Origin of the sequence: Staphylococcus sp. GDY8P72P, assembly GCF_016890655.1 — a bacterium.
Lineage (GTDB): Bacteria > Bacillota > Bacilli > Staphylococcales > Staphylococcaceae > Staphylococcus > Staphylococcus arlettae.
The window spans coordinates 376324-400367 of sequence record NZ_JAFEQJ010000006.1 but is presented as its reverse complement, the minus strand read 5'-3'; the positions used below and the strand labels follow the sequence as shown (position 1 = coordinate 400367).

The following is a 24044-nucleotide window of genomic DNA, read 5'->3' as shown; positions in this document are numbered from 1 at the left end:
TCTTATAATTGAAATGCACTTAACCTAAGAAACAGGAGGATGGAGAATGAATATCCACGAGTATCAAGGTAAAGAAATTTTTCGTTCCATGGGCGTTGCTGTCCCAGAAGGACGCGTAGCATTTACTGCTGAAGAAGCGGTAGAAAAAGCAAAAGAATTAAGTTCAGAGGTATATGTGGTAAAAGCACAAATACACGCTGGCGGTAGAGGTAAAGCTGGTGGTGTAAAAATTGCGAAATCACTATCTGAAGTTGAAAGTTACGCTAATGAATTACTAGGTAAACAACTAGTAACTCATCAAACAGGTCCAGAAGGAAAAGAAATTAAACGCCTTTACATAGAAGAGGGCTGCGATATTCAAAAAGAATATTATGTTGGATTTGTTATCGATCGTGCGACAGATCGTGTAACACTTATGGCATCAGAAGAAGGCGGTACTGAAATTGAAGAGGTAGCTGCTAATACACCGGAAAAAATCTTTAAAGAGACTATTGATCCGGTAACAGGTTTAGCTCCTTATCAAGCTAGAAGAATCGCATTCAATATTAATATTCCAAAAGAGTCTATTAATAAAGCAGCGAAATTTTTAATTTCACTGTATAACGTATTTATTGAAAAAGATTGTTCAATTGTTGAAATTAATCCATTAGTAACTACAGGTGATGGTGATGTTTTAGCTTTAGATGCAAAAATTAATTTCGATGACAATGCGTTATTTAGACATAAAGATATCCAAGAATTACGCGATTTAGAAGAAGAAGATCCGAAAGAAATCGAGGCTTCTAAATACGATTTATCTTACATCGCATTAGATGGAGATATTGGTTGTATGGTTAATGGTGCAGGTTTAGCAATGGCAACAATGGATACTATTAATCACTTCGGCGGTAATCCGGCTAACTTCTTAGATGTAGGGGGCGGCGCTACAAAAGAAAAAGTTACTGAAGCTTTTAAAATTATTTTAGGCGATGATAATGTTCAAGGTATCTTCGTTAATATCTTCGGTGGTATTATGAAGTGTGATGTTATCGCGGAAGGTATTGTAGCTGCTGTTAAAGAAGTAGAACTAACATTACCATTGGTAGTTCGTCTAGAAGGTACAAATGTTAAAGAAGGTAAAGCAATCTTGAAAGATTCAGGACTTGCTATTGAACCTGCTGCAACTATGGCTGAAGGCGCACAAAAAATCGTTAAACTCGTTAAAGAAGCGTAAGGAAAGGATGGGAGCACTAAGATGAGCGTATTTATAGATAAAAATACAAAAGTAATCGTACAAGGTATCACAGGGTCTACTGCCCTTTTCCATACAAAACAAATGCTTGAATATGGTACACAAATTGTAGCAGGTGTAACACCTGGTAAAGGTGGACAAGTTGTTGAAGGTGTACCAGTATTTAACACAGTAGATGAAGCAAAAGAACAAACAGGTGCAAATGTATCAGTAATCTATGTACCAGCACCGTTTGCTGCGGATGCAATTTTAGAATGTATTGAAGCTGAATTAGATTTAGCAATCTGCATCACTGAGCATATTCCTGTAGTTGACATGGTTAAAGTTAACCGTTATGCAGAAGGTAAAAAGACACGTGTCGTAGGACCTAACTGCCCAGGTGTTATTACTGCTGACGAATGTAAAATTGGTATTATGCCTGGTTACATTCATAAAAAAGGTCACGTAGGTGTTGTATCTCGTTCAGGTACATTAACTTATGAAGCTGTACACCAATTAACAGAAGAAGGTATTGGTCAAACTACAGCAGTAGGTATTGGTGGCGACCCTGTCAACGGTACTAACTTCATCGATGTATTACAAGCATTTAATGAAGACGATGAAACAAAAGCAGTAGTAATGATTGGTGAAATTGGTGGTACTGCTGAAGAAGAAGCTGCAGAATGGATAAAAGCGAATATGACTAAACCAGTCGTTGGCTTCGTAGGTGGTCAAACTGCGCCTCCAGGAAAACGTATGGGCCATGCTGGTGCCATTATTTCTGGTGGTAAAGGTACTGCAGCAGAAAAAATCAAAACATTAAATGAATGTGGCGTGAAAACTGCTGATACACCATCTGAAATTGGAACAACATTAATTGAAGCTGCTAAAGAAGCAGGCATTTATGATCAATTATTAACTGTGAAACAATAATATTTAGAGTGCACAAATCCCGAAATATGTCGGGGTTTGTGCTTTTTGAGGTGCAGTAAATTCACGATGTAACACACTGTGACAACACAAGACAAACGTGTTGTCGCAGTGTGTTTTTACTTGTTAAAATTGGATGTCAATTCAGTGGAAAGTTAAATGTAATTGTAATATTAGAAAGTATAACGCCTTATCTATAATACATAGTAGAGGAGGTAACGTTATGTACCAAAAACAATATCTACGATTACTCTATAGTGGCTTAACTACCCAACAAATTTATAAATTAATAAATCAATTTCCTAATTTCTTCACAATTAATAACAGCAAACAAACCTCTGCTTTGAGAGGGTTTCTGACTACCACAAAGATCAATAACTATCATAAGCCACTGCAAAAATTTATATCGCTCGATGATAGTGATATTGCACAGCATTTATATCAATCACAAGTTAGCACAATATCCATTGATCACACTGCTTATCCCCAAATTTTAAAGGAAATAACTGATCCCCCATTTATATTATTTTATCAAGGACAGCGTGACTTGTTGCACAACATTCAAACAATCGCTATCGTCGGTTCAAGAAAAGCGAGTGCCTATACTACAAAAGTTTTGCAGAACTTATATCCTGCATTTAAAAACCATGGTTTAACTGTCGTTTCAGGTTTAGCAAAAGGTGCCGATCATATTGCACATCAGCTAGCATTAGATTATCGTATTCCTACCATTGCAGTATTAGCGTTTGGACATCTCGTTCATTATCCTAAAGAAACTTTATGTACACGGAAAACGATGGAACAAATAGGGGTGGTTATTAGTGAATATCCACCATTTCAGCCAGTGCGCAAATATCACTTTGCACAACGTAATAGGCTAATTAGTGGGTTAGCAAAAGGATTGTTCATAACGGAATCAACTATTAAATCGGGGACTCAAATTACTGTAGATTGTGCTTTAGACCAAAATAGAGATGTATACGTAGCACCGGGAGATATGTTTAATGTATTAACACAAGGCAATATGTATATGGCTCAGCAGGGTGCAAAAGTTGTATTAAGTGCGAAAGATATTTTAATTGATTATATGGAAAATTGATATTTTTATTGAATTAATTGTATAAATGTACTAATGTATAGATACTTTGTAAAAATAAATGTGAAAATAGCGTAGGTTAACACTTTTTGCTTTAGGTAAATAAATAGTTGTTATTGATTTAATAATTAAAAACATTGACAAAATCAAAATACACCGTTTATTATTTATCTTTGTAAATTAGATGTAAAAAAATTGTGCAAGGGGGAACTACTTTGGCAGAAAATTTAGTCATAGTTGAATCGCCTGCAAAAGCTAAAACCATTGAAAAATATTTAGGTAAAAAATATAAAGTAATAGCATCTATGGGACATGTTCGAGATTTGCCTCGTAGTCAAATGGGCGTAGATGTGGATAATGATTATGAACCCAAATATATTACAATACGTGGGAAAGGTCCTGTTGTAAAAGAATTAAAAAAACATGCTAAAAAAGCGAAAAATGTTTATTTAGCAAGTGACCCAGACCGTGAAGGTGAAGCTATTGCTTGGCATTTAGCTAATATATTAGATTTAGAAGATTCAAATGAAAATCGAGTAGTCTTTAACGAAATTACTAAAGATGCAGTGAAAGATAGCTTTAAACATCCAAGAGGCATTGAAATGCAATTAGTGGATGCCCAACAAGCTAGAAGAATATTAGACCGTTTAGTAGGTTATAATATATCTCCAGTATTATGGAAAAAAGTTAAAAAAGGTTTGTCTGCCGGAAGAGTACAATCGGTGGCTTTACGACTTATTATTGATCGTGAAAACGAAATTAGAAACTTTAAGCCAGAAGAATATTGGAAAATTGAAGGTGAATTTAGATATAAAAAATCTAAATTTAACGCTAAATTTTTACATTTAAAAAATAAACCATATAAATTAACAAATAAACAAGATGTTGAAACAATAACGACACAATTGGATGGCGATCAGTTTGAAGTAACGAAAGTTACGAAAAAAGAGAAAACACGTTATCCATCAAATCCTTTTACTACGTCTACTTTACAACAAGAAGCAGCGCGTAAATTAAACTTCAAAGCACGTAAAACGATGATGTTAGCGCAACAATTATATGAAGGTATTGATTTGAAAAAACAAGGTACAGTAGGTTTGATTACTTATATGCGTACGGATTCAACACGAATTTCAGATCAAGCTAAAGCAGAAGCTAAACAATATATTCAAGATACTTACGGTAATACGTACACATCAAATCGCAAAGCTAAAGGGCAAGGCGATCAAGATGCCCACGAAGCTATAAGACCGTCAAGTACATTACGTACTCCAAATGAAATGAAAGATTTCTTGACTAGAGATCAACACCGTTTATATAAATTAATTTGGGAACGCTTTGTAGCAAGTCAAATGGCACCAGCTATTCTAGATACAGTTGCTTTAGATTTAACACAAAATGATTTGAAGTTTCGTGCGAATGGACAAACAATCAAGTTTAAAGGATTTATGACACTTTACGTCGAAGCAAATGATGATGGTGACAACAAACAAGAAAATAAATTACCTAAAATAGATGAAGGTGAAATGGTTACAGCTACAAATATCGAACCATCACAACATTTCACACAACCACCACCACGTTATACTGAAGCAAGATTAGTTAAAACATTAGAAGAATTGAAAATAGGTAGACCATCTACTTATGCACCAACGATTGATACGATTCAAAAACGTAATTACGTTAAAAATGAAAGTAAACGTTTTGTACCAACAGAACTTGGTGAAATAGTTTATGAACAAGTAAAAGAATACTTCCCGGAAATTATCGATGTTGACTTTACAGCTAATATGGAAACATTGTTAGATAAAGTTGCTGAAGGCGAAATCGAATGGAAGAAAGTAATTAGAGACTTCTTTAGTAGTTTTAAACAAGATGTAGAACGTGCTGAAGAAGAGATGGAAAAAATTGAAATAAAAGATGAACCAGCAGGGGAAGATTGCGAAGTTTGTGGCTCTCCAATGGTTATAAAAATGGGGCGTTATGGTAAATTCATGGCATGTTCGAATTTCCCAGATTGTAGAAATACAAAAGCTATCATTAAACCTATTGGTGTTACTTGCCCTAAATGTAAAGAAGGCGATGTAGTAGAACGTAAATCCAAGAAAAATCGCTTGTTTTATGGTTGTTCAAAATATCCAGAGTGTGACTTTATTAGTTGGGACAAACCGGTAGGAAGAGAATGTCCTAAATGTAGTGAATACTTGGTAGAACGCAAAAAAGGTAGAAGTAGTCAGGTTGTATGTTCAAACTGTGATTATAAAGAAGAAGTACAAAAATAATTGAATAATTGCTGTTATCTAGTATAGGAAAGATGTTAATATGTATTAGGATTAACTTTTGACTATCAAAGATAACAATAAGCAACTAACGATATCAGTAATGATTTTAGTTTTATAGTTATGTTATTACTATTGGTATCGTAGTTGCTATTTTAATGTATTGGAGGATTTTATATGTCACAAACAGTCAATGTTATAGGTGCAGGTTTAGCCGGCTCAGAAGCAGCATTTCAACTTGCTGAAAGAGGCATCAAAGTAAATTTAGTCGAGATGAGACCAGTTAAACAGACACCTGCACATCATACAGATAAGTTTGCAGAACTTGTTTGTTCTAATTCTTTACGTGGCAATGCATTAACAAATGCAGTAGGTGTATTAAAAGAAGAGATGAGACAACTTAACTCTTTAATTATCGAAGCTGCAGATAAAGCACGTGTGCCAGCTGGCGGAGCATTGGCAGTAGATCGTCATGATTTTGCTGGTTATATCACTGAAACTTTAAAAAATCATCCTAATGTTACGGTAATAAATGAAGAAATAAATAGTATTCCTGAAGGTTATACAATTATTGCAACGGGACCACTAACAACAGATAAACTAGCAGCTGAAATCGTGGAAGCGACTGGTAAAGATCAATTGTATTTTTACGATGCTGCTGCCCCAATCGTTGAAAAAGATTCAATTGATATGGACAAAGTATATTTAAAATCACGTTATGATAAAGGTGAAGCTGCATATTTAAACTGTCCGATGACCGAAGAAGAATTCAATCGATTTTACGATGCATTATTAGCAGCTGAAGTTGCACCAACAAATGAGTTTGAAAAAGAGAAATATTTTGAAGGCTGTATGCCATTTGAAGTAATGGCAGAGCGAGGACGCAAAACTTTACTTTTTGGACCGATGAAACCTGTTGGTTTAGAAGATCCTAAAACAGGTGAAAGACCATATGCAGTGGTACAGTTACGTCAAGATGATGCCGCTGGTACTTTATATAATATTGTTGGTTTCCAAACTCATTTAAAATGGGGCGCTCAAAAAGAGGTAATCCGTTTAATACCTGGCTTAGAAAATGTTGATATTGTACGTTATGGTGTGATGCATAGAAATACATTTATCAATTCACCGGATGTATTGTCGGAAACATATGCATTAAAAGGTAGAGACGGATTATACTTCGCAGGTCAAATGACAGGTGTAGAAGGTTATGTTGAAAGTGCAGCTAGTGGTTTATTAGCTGGTATAAATGTTGCGCACAAATTGCAAGATAAAGCTGAAGTTATTTTTCCACGAGAAACAATGATTGGTAGTATGGCTTATTATATTTCGCATGCGAAAAATGAAAAAAACTTCCAACCTATGAATGCGAACTTTGGATTATTGCCTGCCTTAGAAAATCGTATTAAAGATAAGAAAGAACGTTATGAAACATTAGCTCATCGTGCATTATCTTATTTAGAACACTACAAACAAACATTATAACTGTATACAGTGTTCGGAAAATTATGAATATTAGACACAATTTAATAGTTATTTTTAGCAGTCCCCTCCAACAATATGCTACAATGCTACATGATGGAGGGGTTTTTATTGGAAACAATTCAAGAAGCGTATCTTTATATGTTAAAAGTAGAACGTCAATTTTCTGAACATACACTAAAGTCATATTATGACGATATTGTGCAATTCAATTCATTTTTAGAGCAAGAATATTTGAATTTAAATACGTTTGAATATAAAGACGCAAGAAACTTTTTAAGTTTTTTATATTCAAAAAACTTGAAAAGAACTACAGTTTCGCGTAAAATTTCAACGCTGAGAAGTTTTTATGAATACTGGATGACACAAGATGAGACAGTTGTGAATCCATTTGTTCAGCTTGTACACCCTAAAAAAGAACAATATTTACCCCACTTTTTTTATGAAGAAGAAATGGAAGCATTATTTCAAACTGTTTCGACTGATGCTAAAAAAGGTATGAGAGACAGGGTGATATTAGAATTACTATATGCTACAGGTATTCGTGTATCAGAATTGGTAAATATTAAAATACAAAACTTAGATATGCAGACGCCAGGAGTTAAGGTGTTAGGAAAAGGTCATAAAGAACGATTTGTACCTTTTGGTGAGTTTTGTAGACAAAGTATTGAAGTTTACTTGCAGGAATTTAAACCTAAACTAAATAGTAATCATGACTTTTTATTAGTTAATATGAATGGGGCACCTATTACTGAGCGTGGTGTACGTTATGTATTAAATGATGTGGTAAAAAGAACGGCAGGAGTTACAGAAATACATCCCCACAAATTACGTCATACATTCGCGACACATATGTTGAATCAGGGTGCGGATTTAAGAACTGTACAATCATTATTAGGACATGTAAACCTGTCTACGACGGGACGATATACTCACGTATCAAATGAGCAATTAAAGAAAGTATATTTAAATGCACATCCACGTGCAAAAAAGGAGAGTTAACAATGAGTACTTCATTACATGCAACAACAATTTATGCTGTGCAACACAATGGTCATTCTGCTATGGCCGGAGATGGACAAGTGACTTTGGGAGAACAAGTAATTATGAAGCAAACTGCTAGAAAAGTAAGAAGATTATACGATGGTAAAGTTCTTGCTGGTTTTGCTGGTAGTGTGGCAGATGCTTTTACATTATTTGAAAAATTTGAGACTAAACTCCAACAATTTAGTGGTAATTTAGAACGTGCTGCTGTGGAATTAGCTCAAGAGTGGCGTGGAGATAAACAATTGAGACAATTAGAAGCCATGTTAATTGTGATGGATAAAACTTCTATTCTTGTAGTTAGTGGTACTGGTGAAGTTATAGCTCCAGATGACAATCTAATCGCAATTGGCTCAGGTGGTAACTATGCTTTGAGTGCAGGAAGAGCTTTGAAACGACATGCGACACATATGACAGCTAAAGAAATGGCCTATGAAAGTCTAAAAGTTGCATCTGACATTTGTGTATTTACGAATGACCAAATTATAGTAGAAGAATTATAGTCATAGTTGTTTAACGTAAAAAAATCAGAATTACATGAAATTTGAAATTAATTCTAAAGTAATTCGTTGTTATAACATCAATTTTTGTGTTTAGAAGATGGAGGGAATCATTACTATGGATGATAATGGAATTAAATTAACACCGAAAGATATAGTATCAAAATTAGATGAATATATTGTCGGTCAACATGATGCCAAACGAAAAGTAGCCATAGCATTGCGCAATCGTTATAGAAGGAGCTTGCTTTCAGACGAGGAAAAACAAGAAATTGCACCTAAAAATATTTTAATGATTGGACCAACAGGTGTTGGGAAAACAGAAATTGCCCGTCGAATGGCTAAAATTGTAGGCGCACCTTTTATTAAAGTTGAAGCAACTAAATTTACAGAAGTAGGCTATGTTGGTCGTGATGTTGAAAGTATGGTTAGAGATTTAGTTGATGTTGCTATTCGTTTAGTTAAAGAACAAAAGAAATTATTAGTTAAAGACGAAGCTGAGCAAAAAGCTAATGATAAACTAGTGAAACTGCTTGTTCCGAGTATGAAGAAGAAAGCAAGTCAAACATCTAATCCGTTAGAATCACTATTTGGTGGTGCCATGTCAAACTTTGGTCAAAATAACGAAGAAGAAGAGGAACCACCTACAGAAGAAATTAAAACTAAAAGATCTGAAATTAAAAGTGAACTGTTGAAAGGTAAACTTGAAGAAGAAAAAGTTAGAATTAAAGTTGAACAAGATCCAGGTGCCATGGGTATGCTTGGTACTAACCAAAATCAGCAAATGCAAGATATGATGAATCAACTTATGCCTAAGAAAAAAGTAGAACGAGAAGTTCCGGTTAAAACAGCACGTAAAATTCTTGCAGATGAATTTGCAGATGAGCTCATTGACCAAGAAACTGCGAATCAAGAAGCAATTAGTTTAGCAGAGCAAATGGGTATCATTTTTATCGATGAAATAGATAAAGTTGCAACAAGCAACCAAAATTCTGGCCAAGATGTTTCACGACAAGGTGTACAACGTGATATTTTACCGATTGTTGAGGGTGGCATGGTTCAGACTAAATATGGTACTGTAAGCACCGAGCATATGCTGTTTATAGGTGCTGGAGCCTTTCACGTATCAAAACCAAGTGATTTAATTCCTGAATTGCAAGGTAGATTTCCAATTCGTGTTGAATTAGAAAGCTTATCAGTATCTGATTTTGTGAGTATATTAACTGAGCCTAAGCTATCACTTATTAAACAGTATGAAGCCTTATTACAAACAGAAGATGTAACAGTTAATTTCACTGCAGATGCTGTTCAACGATTAGCGGAAATTGCCCACCAAGTAAATCAAGATACAGATAATATTGGCGCTAGACGCTTACACACCATTTTAGAAAAAATGTTAGAAGATTTATCGTACGAAGCACCAAATATGCCAAATGCTGTTGTCGATATTACACCACAATATGTGGACGATAAATTAAAATCTATTTCAACTAATAAGGATTTAAGTGCATTTATTTTATAATTTAAATTAAAAAGGAGAAGCAATAATGAGTCTATTATCAAAAACAAGAGAACTTAATACACTTTTACAAAAGCATAAAGGTATTGCAGTTGATTTTAAGGACATGGCGCAAACGATTAGTAGCGTAACAGTGACAAACGTATTTATCGTATCTAGAAAAGGAAAAATTTTAGGATCAAGTTTAAATGAACTATTAAAAAATGAACGTATTATTCAAATGCTCGAAAATCGTCACATTCCAGCAGAGTATACAGACAAATTAATGGATGTAAAAGAAACTCAATCTAACATCGATATTACAAACGTATTAACAGTTTTCCCACCAGAAAACCAAGAATTATTTGCACAAAGTAAAACAACTATTTTCCCAATCTTAGGTGGGGGAGAACGTTTAGGTACACTTGTACTTGGACGTGTACAAGATGACTTCTCAGAAAATGATTTAGTCTTAGGTGAATATGCAGCGACAGTAATCGGTATGGAAATTCTACGTGAAAAACATAACGAAGTAGAACAAGAAGCTAGAGACAAAGCTGCAATTAATATGGCGATAAATTCTTTATCTTACTCAGAGAGTGAAGCTATCGATCATATCTTTGAAGAGCTTGGAGGCAAAGAAGGATTATTAATCGCTTCTAAAGTAGCTGATCGTGTAGGTATTACTAGATCAGTAATTGTAAATGCGTTAAGAAAACTTGAAAGTGCCGGAGTTATAGAGTCTCGTTCTTTAGGAATGAAAGGGACATTTATCAAAGTTAAGAAAGAAAAGTTCTTAGATGAACTATCGCGCTTTAAATAATTAAGACTAAAAACGACGTAATATTTTACAATGCGTCGTTTTTAATTTGAAAATCTTTAATATTATTTTATTGCTTTATATATTTTCTTATGATATATTTAATAACGGCTAAAGAGCCAATACGCACATAAACAGTAGAAGTATAAAGGGTGCGCTGTTAATACGTCGTGTTTATACGAGCTGTTTATGGAGGTAAAAACCAATAGGAGGATTTTAATTATGGCAGTAATTTCAATGAAACAATTACTAGAAGCAGGTGTTCATTTCGGTCATCAAACACGCCGTTGGAACCCTAAAATGAAAAGATACATTTTCACTGAAAGAAATGGTATCTACATTATCGATTTACAAAAAACAGTGAAAAAAGTTGAAGAAGCTTATAACTTCATCAAGCAAATCTCTGAAGATGGTGGACGTGTACTATTTGTTGGTACTAAAAAACAAGCACAAGAATCAGTTAAAGCTGAAGCAGAACGTGCTGGTCAATTTTACGTAAACCAAAGATGGTTAGGTGGTATTTTAACTAACTATAAAACAATTTCTAAACGTATCAAACGTATTTCTGAAATTGAAAAAATGGAAGAAGATGGCTTGTTCGAAGTATTACCTAAAAAAGAAGTAGTAGAACTTAAAAAAGAATATGACCGCTTAAACAAATTCTTAGGTGGTATTCGTGATATGAAATCTATGCCTCAAGCATTATTTGTTGTTGACCCTCGTAAAGAGCGTAACGCAATTGCTGAAGCACGTAAACTTAACATCCCAATCGTAGGTATCGTGGATACAAACTGTGATCCTGACGAAATCGATTACGTTATCCCAGCAAACGATGATGCTATCCGTGCCGTTAAATTATTAACTGGTAAAATGGCAGATGCAGTCTTAGAAGGTCAACAAGGTGTATCTAATGAAGAAGTAGCAGCTGAACAAAATATTGATTTAGAAGAATCAAAAGAAGAAGCTACTGAATCAGCATCAACTGAAGAAGACACTTCTGTTGAATCAAACTAAGAATAATGTAAAATGGGTGATAAGATAATGAAGCTTATCACCTTTTTTTAAAAATAAATATTATAATTCATGAAATAATGGAGGAATTCGAAATGGCAATTTCAGCTAAACTTGTTAAAGAATTACGTGAAAAAACTGGCGCTGGTATGATGGACTGTAAAAAAGCGTTAACTGAAACTGATGGAGATATTGATAAAGCAATTGATTACTTACGTGAAAAAGGTATCTCTAAAGCAGCTAAAAAAGCTGATCGTATCGCAGCAGAAGGCTTAGTACATGTAGAAGTTAAAGGAAACGATGCAGCAATCGTTGAAATTAACTCAGAAACTGACTTTGTTGCTCGTAACGAAGGTTTCCAAGCATTAGTTAAAGAAGTTGCTACACAAGTACTTGAAACAAAAGTTGATTCTGTAGAAGCTTTACTTGAAACTAAATTAGCTGATGGTAAATCAGTAGATGAGCGCATGAAAGAATCAATTGCTACAATTGGAGAAAAATTAAGCATTCGTCGTTTCGCAATGAAAACTAAAACTGATAACGATGCTTTCGGTAGTTACAAACATATGGGCGGACGTATTGGTGTGCTTACAGTTGTTGAAGGTACAACAGACGAAGAAGCTGCTAAAGATGTTGCTATGCATATCGCAGCTATTAACCCTAAATATGTTTCATCTGAACAAGTTAATGAAGATGAAATTGCTCACGAAAGAGATGTATTAAAACAACAAGCATTAAATGAAGGTAAACCAGAAAATATCGTTGAAAAAATGGTAGAAGGTCGTTTACGTAAATATTTACAAGAAATTTGTGCTGTAGACCAAAACTTCGTAAAAGATCCAGATCAAACAGTTGAAGCTTACTTAAAATCTAAATGTGGAAAACTTGTTGACTTCGTACGTTATGAAGTAGGCGAAGGTATGGAAAAACGTGAAGAAAACTTTGCTGATGAAGTTAAAGGGCAAATGAAATAATCTTTCATAATGTTGAACAAGAAAGAAGACACCTTTTGTGCCTCCGTATAAAAGACAACCTTTTGTATTGGAAGACCTATTGTGTCTTCTTTACTTGTATCAATTACATATCATTACAATAGAGAGGATAAGACAATGGCTGAAACTTCAAAATACAAACGTGTTGTTTTAAAATTAAGTGGAGAAGCACTTGCAGGTGATAAGGGTAGTGGTATTAACCCTATGATAATTAAAAGTGTTGCGAGTCAAGTTGCTGAAGTTGCAAAGATGGATTGTGAAATCGCTGTAATTGTAGGTGGAGGTAATATTTGGAGAGGTAAAACAGGTGCCGATTTAGGAATGGACCGTGGTACGGCTGATTATATGGGTATGTTAGCTACAGTAATGAATGCATTAGCATTACAAGATAGTTTAGAACAACTAGAGTGTGATACTCGAGTACTTACATCTATCGAAATGAAACAAGTAGCAGAACCATATATTCGTAGACGTGCGATTAGACACCTAGAGAAAAAGAGAGTAGTCATTTTTGCTGCTGGTATTGGTAATCCATATTTCTCTACAGATACAACAGCGGCATTGCGTGCAGCTGAAGTAGAAGCTGATGTAATTTTAATGGGTAAAAATAATGTTGATGGTGTTTATTCTGCAGATCCGAAAATCGACAAAGATGCGATTAAATACGAACATTTAACACATATCCAAATGTTACAAGAAGGGTTACAAGTAATGGATTCAACTGCTTCTTCTTTCTGTATGGATAATAATATTCCATTAAATGTCTTCTCAATTATGGAAGAAGGAAACATTAAACGTGCTGTAATGGGCGAGAAAATAGGAACATTAATTACAAAATAATTTGAGGTGTAAAAAATGAGTGACATAATTAACGACACTAAAAGTAAGATGACAAAGACTATAGACAGTTTTTCTAGAGAATTAGCTAACATTAGTGCAGGTAGAGCCAACTCAAATCTACTAAATGGTGTAACTGTAGATTATTACGGAGCGCCAACACCAGTTCAACAATTAGCGAGTATCAATGTACCAGAAGCACGTTTATTAGTTATTTCACCTTATGATAAATCATCAGTTGCAGATGTAGAAAAAGCAATCATCGCTGCTAATTTAGGTGTAAATCCTTCAAGTGATGGTGAAGTAATCCGAATTTCAGTTCCAGCTTTAACTGAAGAACGACGTAAAGAGTTAGTTAAAGAAGTTAAAAAAATCGCTGAAAATGCGAAAGTTGCTATTCGTAACGTGCGTCGTGACTCAAACGACTACTTGAAAAAACAAGAAAAAGATGGCGATATCACTGAAGATGATTTAAGATCACAAACAGATGATGTTCAAAAATTAACTGATGATTCTATTAAAGAAGTTGACAGACTGTTAGAAGAAAAAGAAAACGATATTATGTCAGTATAATCATGGTTATTACTGTACCGATGACGATTTGTTCATGCATAAGTTAGTATACGTATTTGAAACTAGCATGTGTAATAATGCTTTCATACAAGTGTAGAGAGTATTATGTTATATATGGACTGTATCAAATCAGACTTTGGTACAGTTTTTTATTTGTTTATGCAACGTACTTATTTATTATGATAAAATGGTAGATAATTGTATAAATAAGCTATTATAATATACAGAGATGACCATGCTCGGAGGAAATACCATGTTTAAAAATCTTAAAAATAAGAAGAAATCACAGTCAATTCAAGAACATAGTGATTCAGACTTACATAATATACCAGAACATATTGCGATTATTATGGATGGTAATGGTCGTTGGGCAAAAAAACGAAAATTACCACGTATTAAAGGCCACTATGAGGGCATGCAAACAGTAAAGAAAATTACTAAAGCCGCAAGTGATATGGGAATTAAGTATTTAACACTTTATGCGTTTTCGACAGAGAATTGGTCAAGACCTGAAAGTGAAGTTAATTATATTATGAATTTGCCTGTAAACTTTTTGAAAACATTTTTGCCTGAATTAATCGAAAACAATGTTAAAGTAGAAACAATTGGATTCATCGATAATTTACCTTCTTCAACATTAAAAGCCATTGATAAGGCGAAAGAAGATACGAAAAATAATACGGGCATGAAATTAATTTTTGCAATTAATTATGGCGGACGCGCGGAAATTGTGCATAGTGTGAAATCACTATACGAACAGTTGTCAAAAGAACAAGCATGTGCTGAAGACATTACTGAAGCATTAATTTCAGAACATTTATTTACTAATAAGTATCCAGATCCTGACTTATTAATTAGAACATCTGGAGAACAACGTATTAGTAATTTTTTAATTTGGCAAGTGTCATATAGTGAATTTATATTTAATGAGAAACTGTGGCCAGATTTTGATAAAAATGAATTAGAAAATTGTATAAAAATTTATCAGTCACGCCAGAGACGTTTTGGTGGGCTATAAAAGATAGGAGAATAGTATGAAAGTTAGAACTTTAACTGCGATAGTTGCCCTTATTGTCTTTCTACCTATACTACTAAAGGGTGGATTCATACTGATGTTGTTTTCGTATTTGCTTGCTTTTATTGGATTAAAAGAATTGTTGAATATGAATATGATTAAGTTTTTATCAGTTCCTGGTATCATATGTGCACTAGGTATATTAATTATTATGTTGCCGCAAGATGCTGGCACGTGGGTCAATGACTTTCAATTAAAATCTTTAATTGCGATTAGTTTTATACTTTTAAGTTATACAGTATTATCTAAAAACAGATTCAGCTTTATGGATGCAGCTTTCTGTTTGATGTCAGTGGCATACGTAGGAATAGGTTTTATGTATTTGTATGAAACTCGCTCTGAAGGATTACACTTCATATTGTTTGCATTTTTAGTTGTGTGGTTAACTGATACTGGTGCATATATTTTTGGACGCTTAATGGGCAAGCATAAATTATGGCCTGTAATTAGCCCTAACAAAACGATAGAAGGATTTATTGGTGGATTATTCTGTAGTTTATTGGTGCCATTAATAATGATTTTATTTGTGGATTTTCAAACTGTAACATGGTTATTACTGATAATCACAATTATCTTAAGTGCATTTGGACAATTAGGTGATTTAGTAGAATCAGGATTCAAACGCCACTTTGGTGTAAAAGATTCTGGTAGATTGTTACCAGGACATGGTGGGATATTAGATCGTTTTGATAGCTTTATGTTTGTATTACCACTCGTTAACATTTTATTGATACAAGTGTAGGAGTTAATGAAATAGTTCAAGTTAAATGATCTGCACTCGTATGGAAATAAAATTGAATAATGTTTATAAAGTTGTAGCGAAGGAGTTAATGAGGTAAAATAACTAACAGTCATTGTAAAGTTATTTTATTTCTTAACTCCTTTTAACAAGGTGAAATTTAATAGTCACTGATTCATAGTAAAGTACTTTAATGTTAGTGTGAAAATTGCTTAACTAATGAAGTGTTATAATAATATTCATGTGTATAACATGATACAATTACTGTTCAACTTGAATGATTTAGACAGGTTGTAACACACATTTAAACATAATCTTAAATAAAAATACGAGGTGTAGTTAATTTGAGTTTCTTAGTAACGATATTTGCATTTATTGTCGTTTTTGGTGTACTCGTATCTGTTCATGAGTATGGACATATGTTTTTCGCTAAAAGAGCGGGTATTATGTGTCCTGAATTTGCCATAGGTATGGGGCCGAAAATTTTTAGTTTTAGAAAAAATGAAACATTATATACGATTAGATTATTGCCGGTTGGTGGTTATGTTCGTATGGCTGGAGATGGTTTAGAAGAACCGCCAGTCCAACCTGGTATGCATGTTAAAATAAAAACAAATGAGCAAGATGAAATTACGCACATTATTTTAGATGACCAACACAAGTTTCAACAAATCGAAGCGTTAGAAGTAAAACAGTGCGATTTTAAAGCTGGCATGTTTATTGAAGGTGTCACTGCACATGATCAAGAACGTCATCATTTTAATATTGCGAAAAAAGCTTATTTTGTGGAACATGGAAGTTTAATTCAAATTGCGCCACGTAATCGTCAATTCACATATAAAAAGCCATATCAAAAATTCCTTACACTATTTGCTGGGCCACTTTTCAATTTCTTGCTTACTTTAGCATTGTTTATTGGACTTGCCTATTATCAAGGAACACCAACCAATACAGTAGATAATGTACAAGGGAATTCACCAGCCGATAAAGCTGGCTTGCAAAGTGACGATACAATTGTAAAGATTGGTAGTCATAATATAGATGATAAAAGTGATATAGATGAGGCATTGCAAGACAATAAAGACAAAACAACGCAACTTACCATTAAACGAGATGGTAAAACCGAAAATTTAAATATAAAACCAAAGAAAATAGAACAGCAATTAACAAAAACTAAAACAGAAACACGATATATTTTAGGTTTTGAATCTCAAACAGAACATACAATATTTAAGCCGATACTGTCAGGAATTACACAATCTGTAGAAGCTGGTAAATTGATATTTACTGCGATTGTAAGTATGATAGCAAGTATTTTTACAGGTAATTTCTCATTCGACATGTTAAATGGTCCGGTAGGTATTTATCACTCGGTAGATTCAGTGGTGAAAACTGGTATTATTAATTTAATTTCATGGACTGCATTATTAAGTGTTAACTTAGGTTTAATGAACTTGTTACCAATTCCGGCGTTAGATGGTGGCCGAATTTTATTTGTTATTTATGAAGCTATTTTTAGAAAACCTGTAAATAAAAAAGCTGAAACAACGATCGTAGCTATTGGCGCAGTCTTTGTTTTAATAATTATGGTATTAGTAACGTGGAATGATATACAACGTTATTTCTTATAAGATTAGGAGGAGCAATTAAATGAAACAATCTAAAGTTTTTATACCAACAATGAAAGAAGTACCTGCTGGTGCAGATGCATTAAGCCATCGTTTATTGTTGAAAGCTGGACTAATAAAACAAAGCACAAGTGGTATTTATAGCTATTTACCATTAGCGGCACGCGTATTAAATAATATTGAAACAATTGTGCGTGAGGAAATGGAAGCTATCGATGCAGTTGAAATTTTAATGCCAGCATTACAACAAGCGGAATTATGGGAAGAATCAGGTCGTTGGGGGTCTTACGGTCCAGAATTGATGCGTTTAACAGACCGTCATGGTAGAGAATTTGCCTTAGGACCTACGCATGAAGAAGTCGTAACATCGATTGTGCGAGATGAACTGAAATCTTATAAGCAATTACCATTAACATTATTCCAAATTCAATCTAAATTTAGAGATGAAAAGAGACCTAGATTTGGGTTATTACGTGGCCGTGAATTTATTATGAAAGATGCTTATTCATTCCATGCAGATGAAGCATCACTAGAAACAACATATCAGGATATGTCACAAGCATATACAAATATATTCCGTCGAGTAGGCTTAAACGTCCGTCCAGTAGTAGCTGATTCTGGTGCTATCGGTGGTAGCCATACACATGAATTTATGGCGTTGAGTGATATTGGAGAGGATACGATTGTTTACAGTGAAACAACAGACTATGCTGCCAACATTGAAAAAGCAGAAGTAGCTTATGTACCGAATGTTAAACACGATGATGTTAAAGAGTTAACAAAAATCGAGACACCTAATGTTCACACTGCTCAAGAGTTAGCTGATTTCTTAAATAAACCATTAGATGAAATTACAAAATCAATGATTTTCAAAGTTGATGGTGAATTTATCATGGTGTTAGTAAGAGGTCATCACGAAATAAATGATGTGAAACTAAAAGCTTACTTTGAAACAGATCACATTGACTTAGCGACACAAGCTGAAATTGTAAATTTACTTGGTGCTAATCCTGGTTCATTAGGTCCGATTTTTGAAAAAGATATTAAAATTTATGCAGATAACGCATTACAAGATTTAAATAATATTGTAGTCGGTGCCAATGAAGATGGTTACCATTTACTAAACGCTAATGTCGATAGAGATTTCACTGTAGAAAATTATGGGGACTTCAGATTTATTCTTGAAGGTGAATCATTAGCAAACGATGCTGGTATTGCAAAATTTGCAGAAGGCATTGAAGTAGGACAAGTGTTTAAATTGGGTACAAAATATTCTGAAGCAATGAATGCAACATTTTTAGATAACCAAGGCAGAGCACAACCATTATTAATGGGTTGTTACGGTATTGGAGTGTCTCGTACGTTGAGTGCAGCTGTTGAGCAAAATAATGATGATAGTGGTATTATCTGGCCAAAAGCAATAGCACCTTTTGATATACACGTCATAACATTGAATCCGAAAAAAGATGAACAACGTGAATTGGGTGACCAATTGTATGATGACTTACGTCAATCTTTTGATGTGTTATATGATGATCGTAAAGAACGTGCGGGTGTTAAATTTAATGATGCTGATTTAATTGGACTTCCAGTTAGAGTAGTCGTTGGTAAAAATGCGGCAGAAGGTATTGTCGAAGTAAAACGTCGTGACACTGGCGAAAGTGAAGATGTAGCTGTGTCTGAATTGGTAGATTATGTTACAGCATTGTATGCTCAAGTAAAATAAAACAGAAGCAAAACATACTAATTTTTGCTATAATATATAACGTATTTTAAATGTTCGAAAGTAAATGCATCATTGTAACTGTACAATGGTGCATTTATTATAGTTATAAATGCTAAATGTAGAGGTTTAATCATAAAAGTGTAATATAAAGTAAGGTGGTTTTCGTCATGACAATGACAAATCAGGAAAAATTTAGAATCCTAGCTGACCAAATAAAAATTGCAAACCAACTTGATTCTACTATCCTAGAAAATGGTGAATTAAAAAGGATAGATGTGTCATCAAAGAATAGGACATGGGAATTTCAAATTGCGTTGCCACATTTTTTATCCATTGAAGATTATCTGTTATTTACGAATGCTATAACTGAAGAATTTAAAACAATAGCCGATGTTAGATGGAGTTTTGAAATTACAGATACGTCACAACAAGATGAATATGCATTGAAGTATTTCAGTCATTGTATCGACCAAACACAACTTTCTCCAAAAGTAAAAGGACAGCTTAAGCAAAAACGTTTAATTATGTCAGGCGATGCTATTAAAGTTATGTGCCAAAATGATGTGGAACGTAACCATTTTGATAAAGCATGTAATGGTAGCTTAGTTAAAGCATTAAAAACATGTGGTTTTAACATTAATAAAGTGATATTTGAAACCGATAATGTCAGTACGGAAGATGATTTAGCTTCATTAGAAGCACATATACAAGAAGAAGATGAGAAAAGTGCTAAGGAAGCCACTGAAAAACTTGAAAAAATGAAGGCTGAAAAAGCCAAACAGCAAGATAATAATGAAAGTGCTGTAAGTAAGTGTCAAATAGGAAAACCAATTCAAGTTGAAAATGTGAGACCTATAGAATCGATTATTGAAGAAGAATTCAAAGTTGCTATTGAAGGTGTTATTTTTGATATTAACTTAAAAGAGTTAAAAAGTGGACGACATATTGTCGAATTAAAAGTAACAGATTACACAGATTCATTAGTATTAAAAATGTTCACACGTAAAAATAAAGATGATTTAGCACACTTCAAGGCATTAAGTGTAGGTAAATGGGTTAGAGCACAAGGTCGTATTGAAGAAGATACTTTTGTGCGTGACTTAGTGATGATGATGGCAGATATTGAAGAAATAAAAAAAGCATCAAAACAAGATAAAGCAGAAGACAAAAGAGTTGAGTTTCATCTACATACAGCAATGAGTCAAATGGATGGCATCCCTAATATTGGATCTTACGTAGAACAGGCTGCTAAATGGGGGCATAAAGCAATTGCTGTTACAGACCATAACGTAGTTCAAGCATTTCCAGATGCACATAATGCAGCTGAAAAGAATGGAATTAAAATGATTTATGGTATGGAAGGTATGTTAGTCGACGATGGTGTACCAATTGTCTATAAACCAACGGATAGAAATTTAAAAGACGCTACGTATGTGGTATTTGACGTTGAGACGACTGGATTATCAAACCAATACGATAAAATTATTGAACTTGCTGCGGTGAAAGTGCATGATGGTGAAATAATTGATAAATTTGAACGCTTTAGTAATCCACATGAGCGTTTATCAGAAACTATTAAAAATTTAACTCATATATCTGATGACATGTTAGTCGATGCGCCAGAAGCGGATGAAGTATTAACAGAATTTAAAGAATGGGTCGGAGATGCTATATTTGTAGCTCATAATGCATCATTTGATATGGGCTTTATCGACACAGGATATGAGCGTGCTGGATTAGGTGCATCAACAAATGGTGTTATTGATACGTTAGAGCTATCCAGAACAATTAATACCGAATACGGTAAACATGGATTGAATTTCTTAGCTAAAAAATACGGCGTAGAATTAACACAGCACCATAGAGCAATTTATGATACCGAAGCAACAGCATACATTTTCATTAAAATGTTGAAACAGTTAGAGTCACTGAATGTATCGAATCATCAAGATATTAATAAATCATTATCAAATGAAGATGCATATAAACGTGCACGTCCAAATCATGTAACATTAATTGTACAAAACCAAGAAGGTTTGAAAAATTTATTTAAAATTGTTAGCGCGTCATTGGTACAGTACTATTACAGAACGCCTCGTATACCGCGTTCTTTATTAGATGAACACCGTGAAGGCTTGTTAGTAGGTTCAGCATGTGATGAAGGTGAAATTTTTACTGCAGTTATGCAAAAAGATCAATCACAAGTGGAAAAAATTGCTAAATACTATGATTTTATTGAAATGCAACCACCTGCACTATATCAAGATCTAATTGATCGAGAATTGATAAGAGATAATAATACTTTACACGAAATATATGAACGTCTTATTCAAGCAGGTGCTGCGGCTAACATACCAGTGATTGCGACAGGTAATGCGCATTATTTATACGAACATGATGCCATCGCACGTAAAATTTTAATTGCCGCTCAACCTGGTAACCCATTAAATCGTTCGACACTACCGGAGGCGCACTTTAGAACTACAGATGAAATGCTTGATGAATTCCATTTTCTAGGTGAAGAAAAAGCTTATGAAGTAGTTGTAGCGAATACTAACGCACTCGCAGATCGTATTGAGCGTGTCGTACCTATTAAAGATGAACTTTATACGCCACGTATGGACGGTGCAAATGAAGAAATTCGCGAAATGAGTTATGGCAATGCTAAAGCGTTATATGGTGAGGATTTACCACAAATAGTTATCGACCGTTTAGAAAAAGAGCTAGCGAGTATTATCGGTAACGGTTTCTCAGTGATTTACTTAATTTCACAACGGTTAGTGAAAAAATCATTGGATGATGGCTATCTTGTAGGTTCTCGTGGTTCTGTAGGTTCAAGCTTTGTTGCTACTATGACAGAAATTACCGAAGTAAACCCATTACCACCTCATTATATTTGTCCTAAATGTAAAACAAGTGAATTCTTTAATGATGGTTCTGTAGGTTCTGGTTTTGATTTACCAGATAAATCTTGTGAAACATGTGGTAGCGAGTTAATTAAAGAAGGACAAGATATTCCATTTGAAACATTTTTAGGTTTTAAAGGCGACAAAGTACCTGATATTGACCTTAACTTCAGTGGTGAATATCAACCAGAGGCACATAACTACACTAAAGTGTTATTTGGTGAAGATAAAGTGTTCCGTGCGGGTACGATAGGTACTGTAGCTGAAAAAACAGCTTTTGGTTTTGTAAAAGGATTTTTAAATGACCAAGGCATCCATAAACGAGGTGCAGAAGTTGATCGTTTAGTAAAAGGATGTACTGGTGTTAAGCGTACAACTGGGCAACATCCAGGTGGTATTATCGTAGTGCCTGATTATATGGATATTTATGATTTTACACCGGTGCAATATCCAGCTGATGATCAATCATCTTCATGGATGACAACACATTTTGATTTCCATTCGATACACGATAATGTATTGAAGTTAGATATTTTAGGACACGATGATCCAACGATGATTCGTATGTTACAAGATTTATCAGGTATTGATCCAAAAACAATACCAGTAGACGATAAAGCAACTATGGGTATATTTAGTTCTCCTGAGCCTTTAGGTGTAACAGAAGATGAAATATTATGTAAAACAGGAACTTTCGGTGTACCAGAGTTTGGTACAGGATTTGTTAGACAAATGTTAGAAGACACAAAACCTACTTCTTTTTCAGAATTAGTTAGAATTTCTGGACTATCCCATGGTACTGACGTGTGGTTAGGTAATGCACAAGATCTTATTAGATCAGGAACATGTGATTTATCCAGCGTTATTTGTTGTCGTGATGATATTATGGTGTATTTAATGTATAACGGCTTAGAACCATCATTAGCCTTTAAAACAATGGAGTTTGTGCGTAAAGGTAAAGGTTTAACAGATGACATGGTAGAGGCTATGGTAGATAACGAAGTACCAGATTGGTATTTAGATTCATGTCGTAAAATTAAATACATGTTCCCGAAAGCTCACGCAGCTGCATATGTATTAATGGCGGTAAGAATTGCTTACTTTAAAGTACATCATCCATTATTTTATTATGCAAGCTACTTTACAGTAAGAGCTTCTGACTTTGATTTAATTTCTATGATTAAAGATAAAGAAGGTATCAGAAATACGGTTAAAGATATGTATAGTCGATATATGGACTTAGGAAAAAAAGAAAAAGACACACTAACAGTATTAGAAATAATGAATGAAATGGCACAACGTGGCTATAGAATGCAACCTATCAGCTTAGAGAAAAGTAAAGCTTTCGAGTTTGTTATAGAAGAAGATAGTTTAATTCCTCCATTTATTTCGGTACCAGGATTAGGTGAGAATGTTGCGAAACGAATCGTAGATGCACGTGAAGAAGGTCCATTTTTATCGAAGGAAGATTTAAACAAAAAAGCCGGTTTATCACAAAAAGTTATTGACTACCTTGATGAATTAGGTTCATTACCAAATTTACCAGATAAAGCACAACTATCAATTTTTGATATGTAAAATTAAGCATGTATGAAGAAAATAAAGTTAAGCTAAATATTTATGTAAGATATGTAAATATACACTTCAGCTCAACGTTAATACGAGCTTGCATATATACTTATTTGTGCCCATCATGAA

At 34.0% G+C, this 24044-nt stretch carries 18 protein-coding genes; all 18 read left to right on the top strand.

The features are described 5' to 3' along the window. Window positions 1–46 precede the first annotated feature (46 nt). A complete protein-coding gene (gene sucC / locus JVU85_RS03085; protein WP_002510974.1) occupies window positions 47–1213 on the top strand; it encodes an ADP-forming succinate--CoA ligase subunit beta in 1167 nt (388 codons plus the stop codon). Window positions 1214–1234: 21 nt separating this feature from the next. Continuing rightward, the gene (gene sucD / locus JVU85_RS03080; protein ID WP_002510975.1) at window positions 1235–2143 is read left to right on the top strand and encodes a succinate--CoA ligase subunit alpha; all 909 of its coding nucleotides are present in this window, start codon (window positions 1235–1237) and stop codon (window positions 2141–2143) included. A gap of 220 nt (window positions 2144–2363) precedes the next feature. Continuing rightward, window positions 2364–3239 carry a DNA-processing protein DprA gene (gene dprA, locus JVU85_RS03075; protein ID WP_021458863.1) on the top strand — a complete coding sequence of 292 codons (876 nt, stop codon included), beginning with the start codon at window positions 2364–2366 and terminating at the stop codon, window positions 3237–3239. Window positions 3240–3451: 212 nt separating this feature from the next. Continuing rightward, complete coding sequence (gene topA, locus JVU85_RS03070; protein ID WP_021458862.1) at window positions 3452–5518, top strand: type I DNA topoisomerase; 2067 nt, start codon at window positions 3452–3454, stop codon at window positions 5516–5518. A 174-nt stretch (window positions 5519–5692) separates the two neighbouring features. Further along, a complete protein-coding gene (gene trmFO, locus JVU85_RS03065) occupies window positions 5693–7000 on the top strand; it encodes an FADH(2)-oxidizing methylenetetrahydrofolate--tRNA-(uracil(54)-C(5))-methyltransferase TrmFO (protein ID WP_002510977.1) in 1308 nt (435 codons plus the stop codon). 108 nt (window positions 7001–7108) lie between these two features. After that, window positions 7109–7999, top strand: a complete 891-nt coding sequence (xerC, locus tag JVU85_RS03060) for a tyrosine recombinase XerC (RefSeq protein ID WP_021458860.1) — start codon at window positions 7109–7111, stop codon at window positions 7997–7999. Window positions 8000–8001: 2 nt separating this feature from the next. Then, on the top strand, window positions 8002–8544 hold the full coding sequence (hslV, locus tag JVU85_RS03055; protein WP_021458859.1) for an ATP-dependent protease subunit HslV: 543 nt from the start codon (window positions 8002–8004) through the stop codon (window positions 8542–8544). 115 nt (window positions 8545–8659) lie between these two features. After that, on the top strand, window positions 8660–10063 hold the full coding sequence (gene hslU / locus JVU85_RS03050; RefSeq protein WP_021458858.1) for an ATP-dependent protease ATPase subunit HslU: 1404 nt from the start codon (window positions 8660–8662) through the stop codon (window positions 10061–10063). Between the two features lie 25 nt (window positions 10064–10088). After that, on the top strand, window positions 10089–10862 hold the full coding sequence (gene codY / locus JVU85_RS03045; protein ID WP_002510981.1) for a GTP-sensing pleiotropic transcriptional regulator CodY: 774 nt from the start codon (window positions 10089–10091) through the stop codon (window positions 10860–10862). Between the two features lie 219 nt (window positions 10863–11081). Continuing rightward, window positions 11082–11873 carry a 30S ribosomal protein S2 gene (rpsB, locus tag JVU85_RS03040; protein ID WP_021458857.1) on the top strand — a complete coding sequence of 264 codons (792 nt, stop codon included), beginning with the start codon at window positions 11082–11084 and terminating at the stop codon, window positions 11871–11873. Between the two features lie 92 nt (window positions 11874–11965). Continuing rightward, window positions 11966–12844, top strand: a complete 879-nt coding sequence (tsf, locus tag JVU85_RS03035; protein ID WP_204172077.1) for a translation elongation factor Ts — start codon at window positions 11966–11968, stop codon at window positions 12842–12844. A gap of 135 nt (window positions 12845–12979) precedes the next feature. Next, window positions 12980–13702 carry a UMP kinase gene (gene pyrH, locus JVU85_RS03030; RefSeq protein WP_002510983.1) on the top strand — a complete coding sequence of 241 codons (723 nt, stop codon included), beginning with the start codon at window positions 12980–12982 and terminating at the stop codon, window positions 13700–13702. A 15-nt stretch (window positions 13703–13717) separates the two neighbouring features. Then, entirely contained in the window at window positions 13718–14272 is a 555-nt protein-coding gene (frr, locus tag JVU85_RS03025; RefSeq protein WP_167867919.1) for a ribosome recycling factor, read from the top strand. Between the two features lie 253 nt (window positions 14273–14525). Then, window positions 14526–15290 (top strand): isoprenyl transferase, encoded by a 765-nt coding sequence (locus JVU85_RS03020; protein ID WP_002510985.1) that lies wholly within the window; start codon window positions 14526–14528, stop codon window positions 15288–15290. A 16-nt stretch (window positions 15291–15306) separates the two neighbouring features. Continuing rightward, on the top strand, window positions 15307–16089 hold the full coding sequence (locus JVU85_RS03015; RefSeq protein WP_031266489.1) for a phosphatidate cytidylyltransferase: 783 nt from the start codon (window positions 15307–15309) through the stop codon (window positions 16087–16089). A gap of 341 nt (window positions 16090–16430) precedes the next feature. Continuing rightward, on the top strand, window positions 16431–17717 hold the full coding sequence (gene rseP / locus JVU85_RS03010) for an RIP metalloprotease RseP (RefSeq protein ID WP_021458855.1): 1287 nt from the start codon (window positions 16431–16433) through the stop codon (window positions 17715–17717). 19 nt (window positions 17718–17736) lie between these two features. Continuing rightward, window positions 17737–19440: a proline--tRNA ligase gene (locus JVU85_RS03005; RefSeq protein WP_002510988.1), complete on the top strand. Its 1704-nt coding sequence runs from the start codon at window positions 17737–17739 to the stop codon at window positions 19438–19440. Between the two features lie 167 nt (window positions 19441–19607). After that, window positions 19608–23924: a PolC-type DNA polymerase III gene (locus JVU85_RS03000; RefSeq protein ID WP_204172076.1), complete on the top strand. Its 4317-nt coding sequence runs from the start codon at window positions 19608–19610 to the stop codon at window positions 23922–23924. Window positions 23925–24044 lie beyond the last annotated feature (120 nt).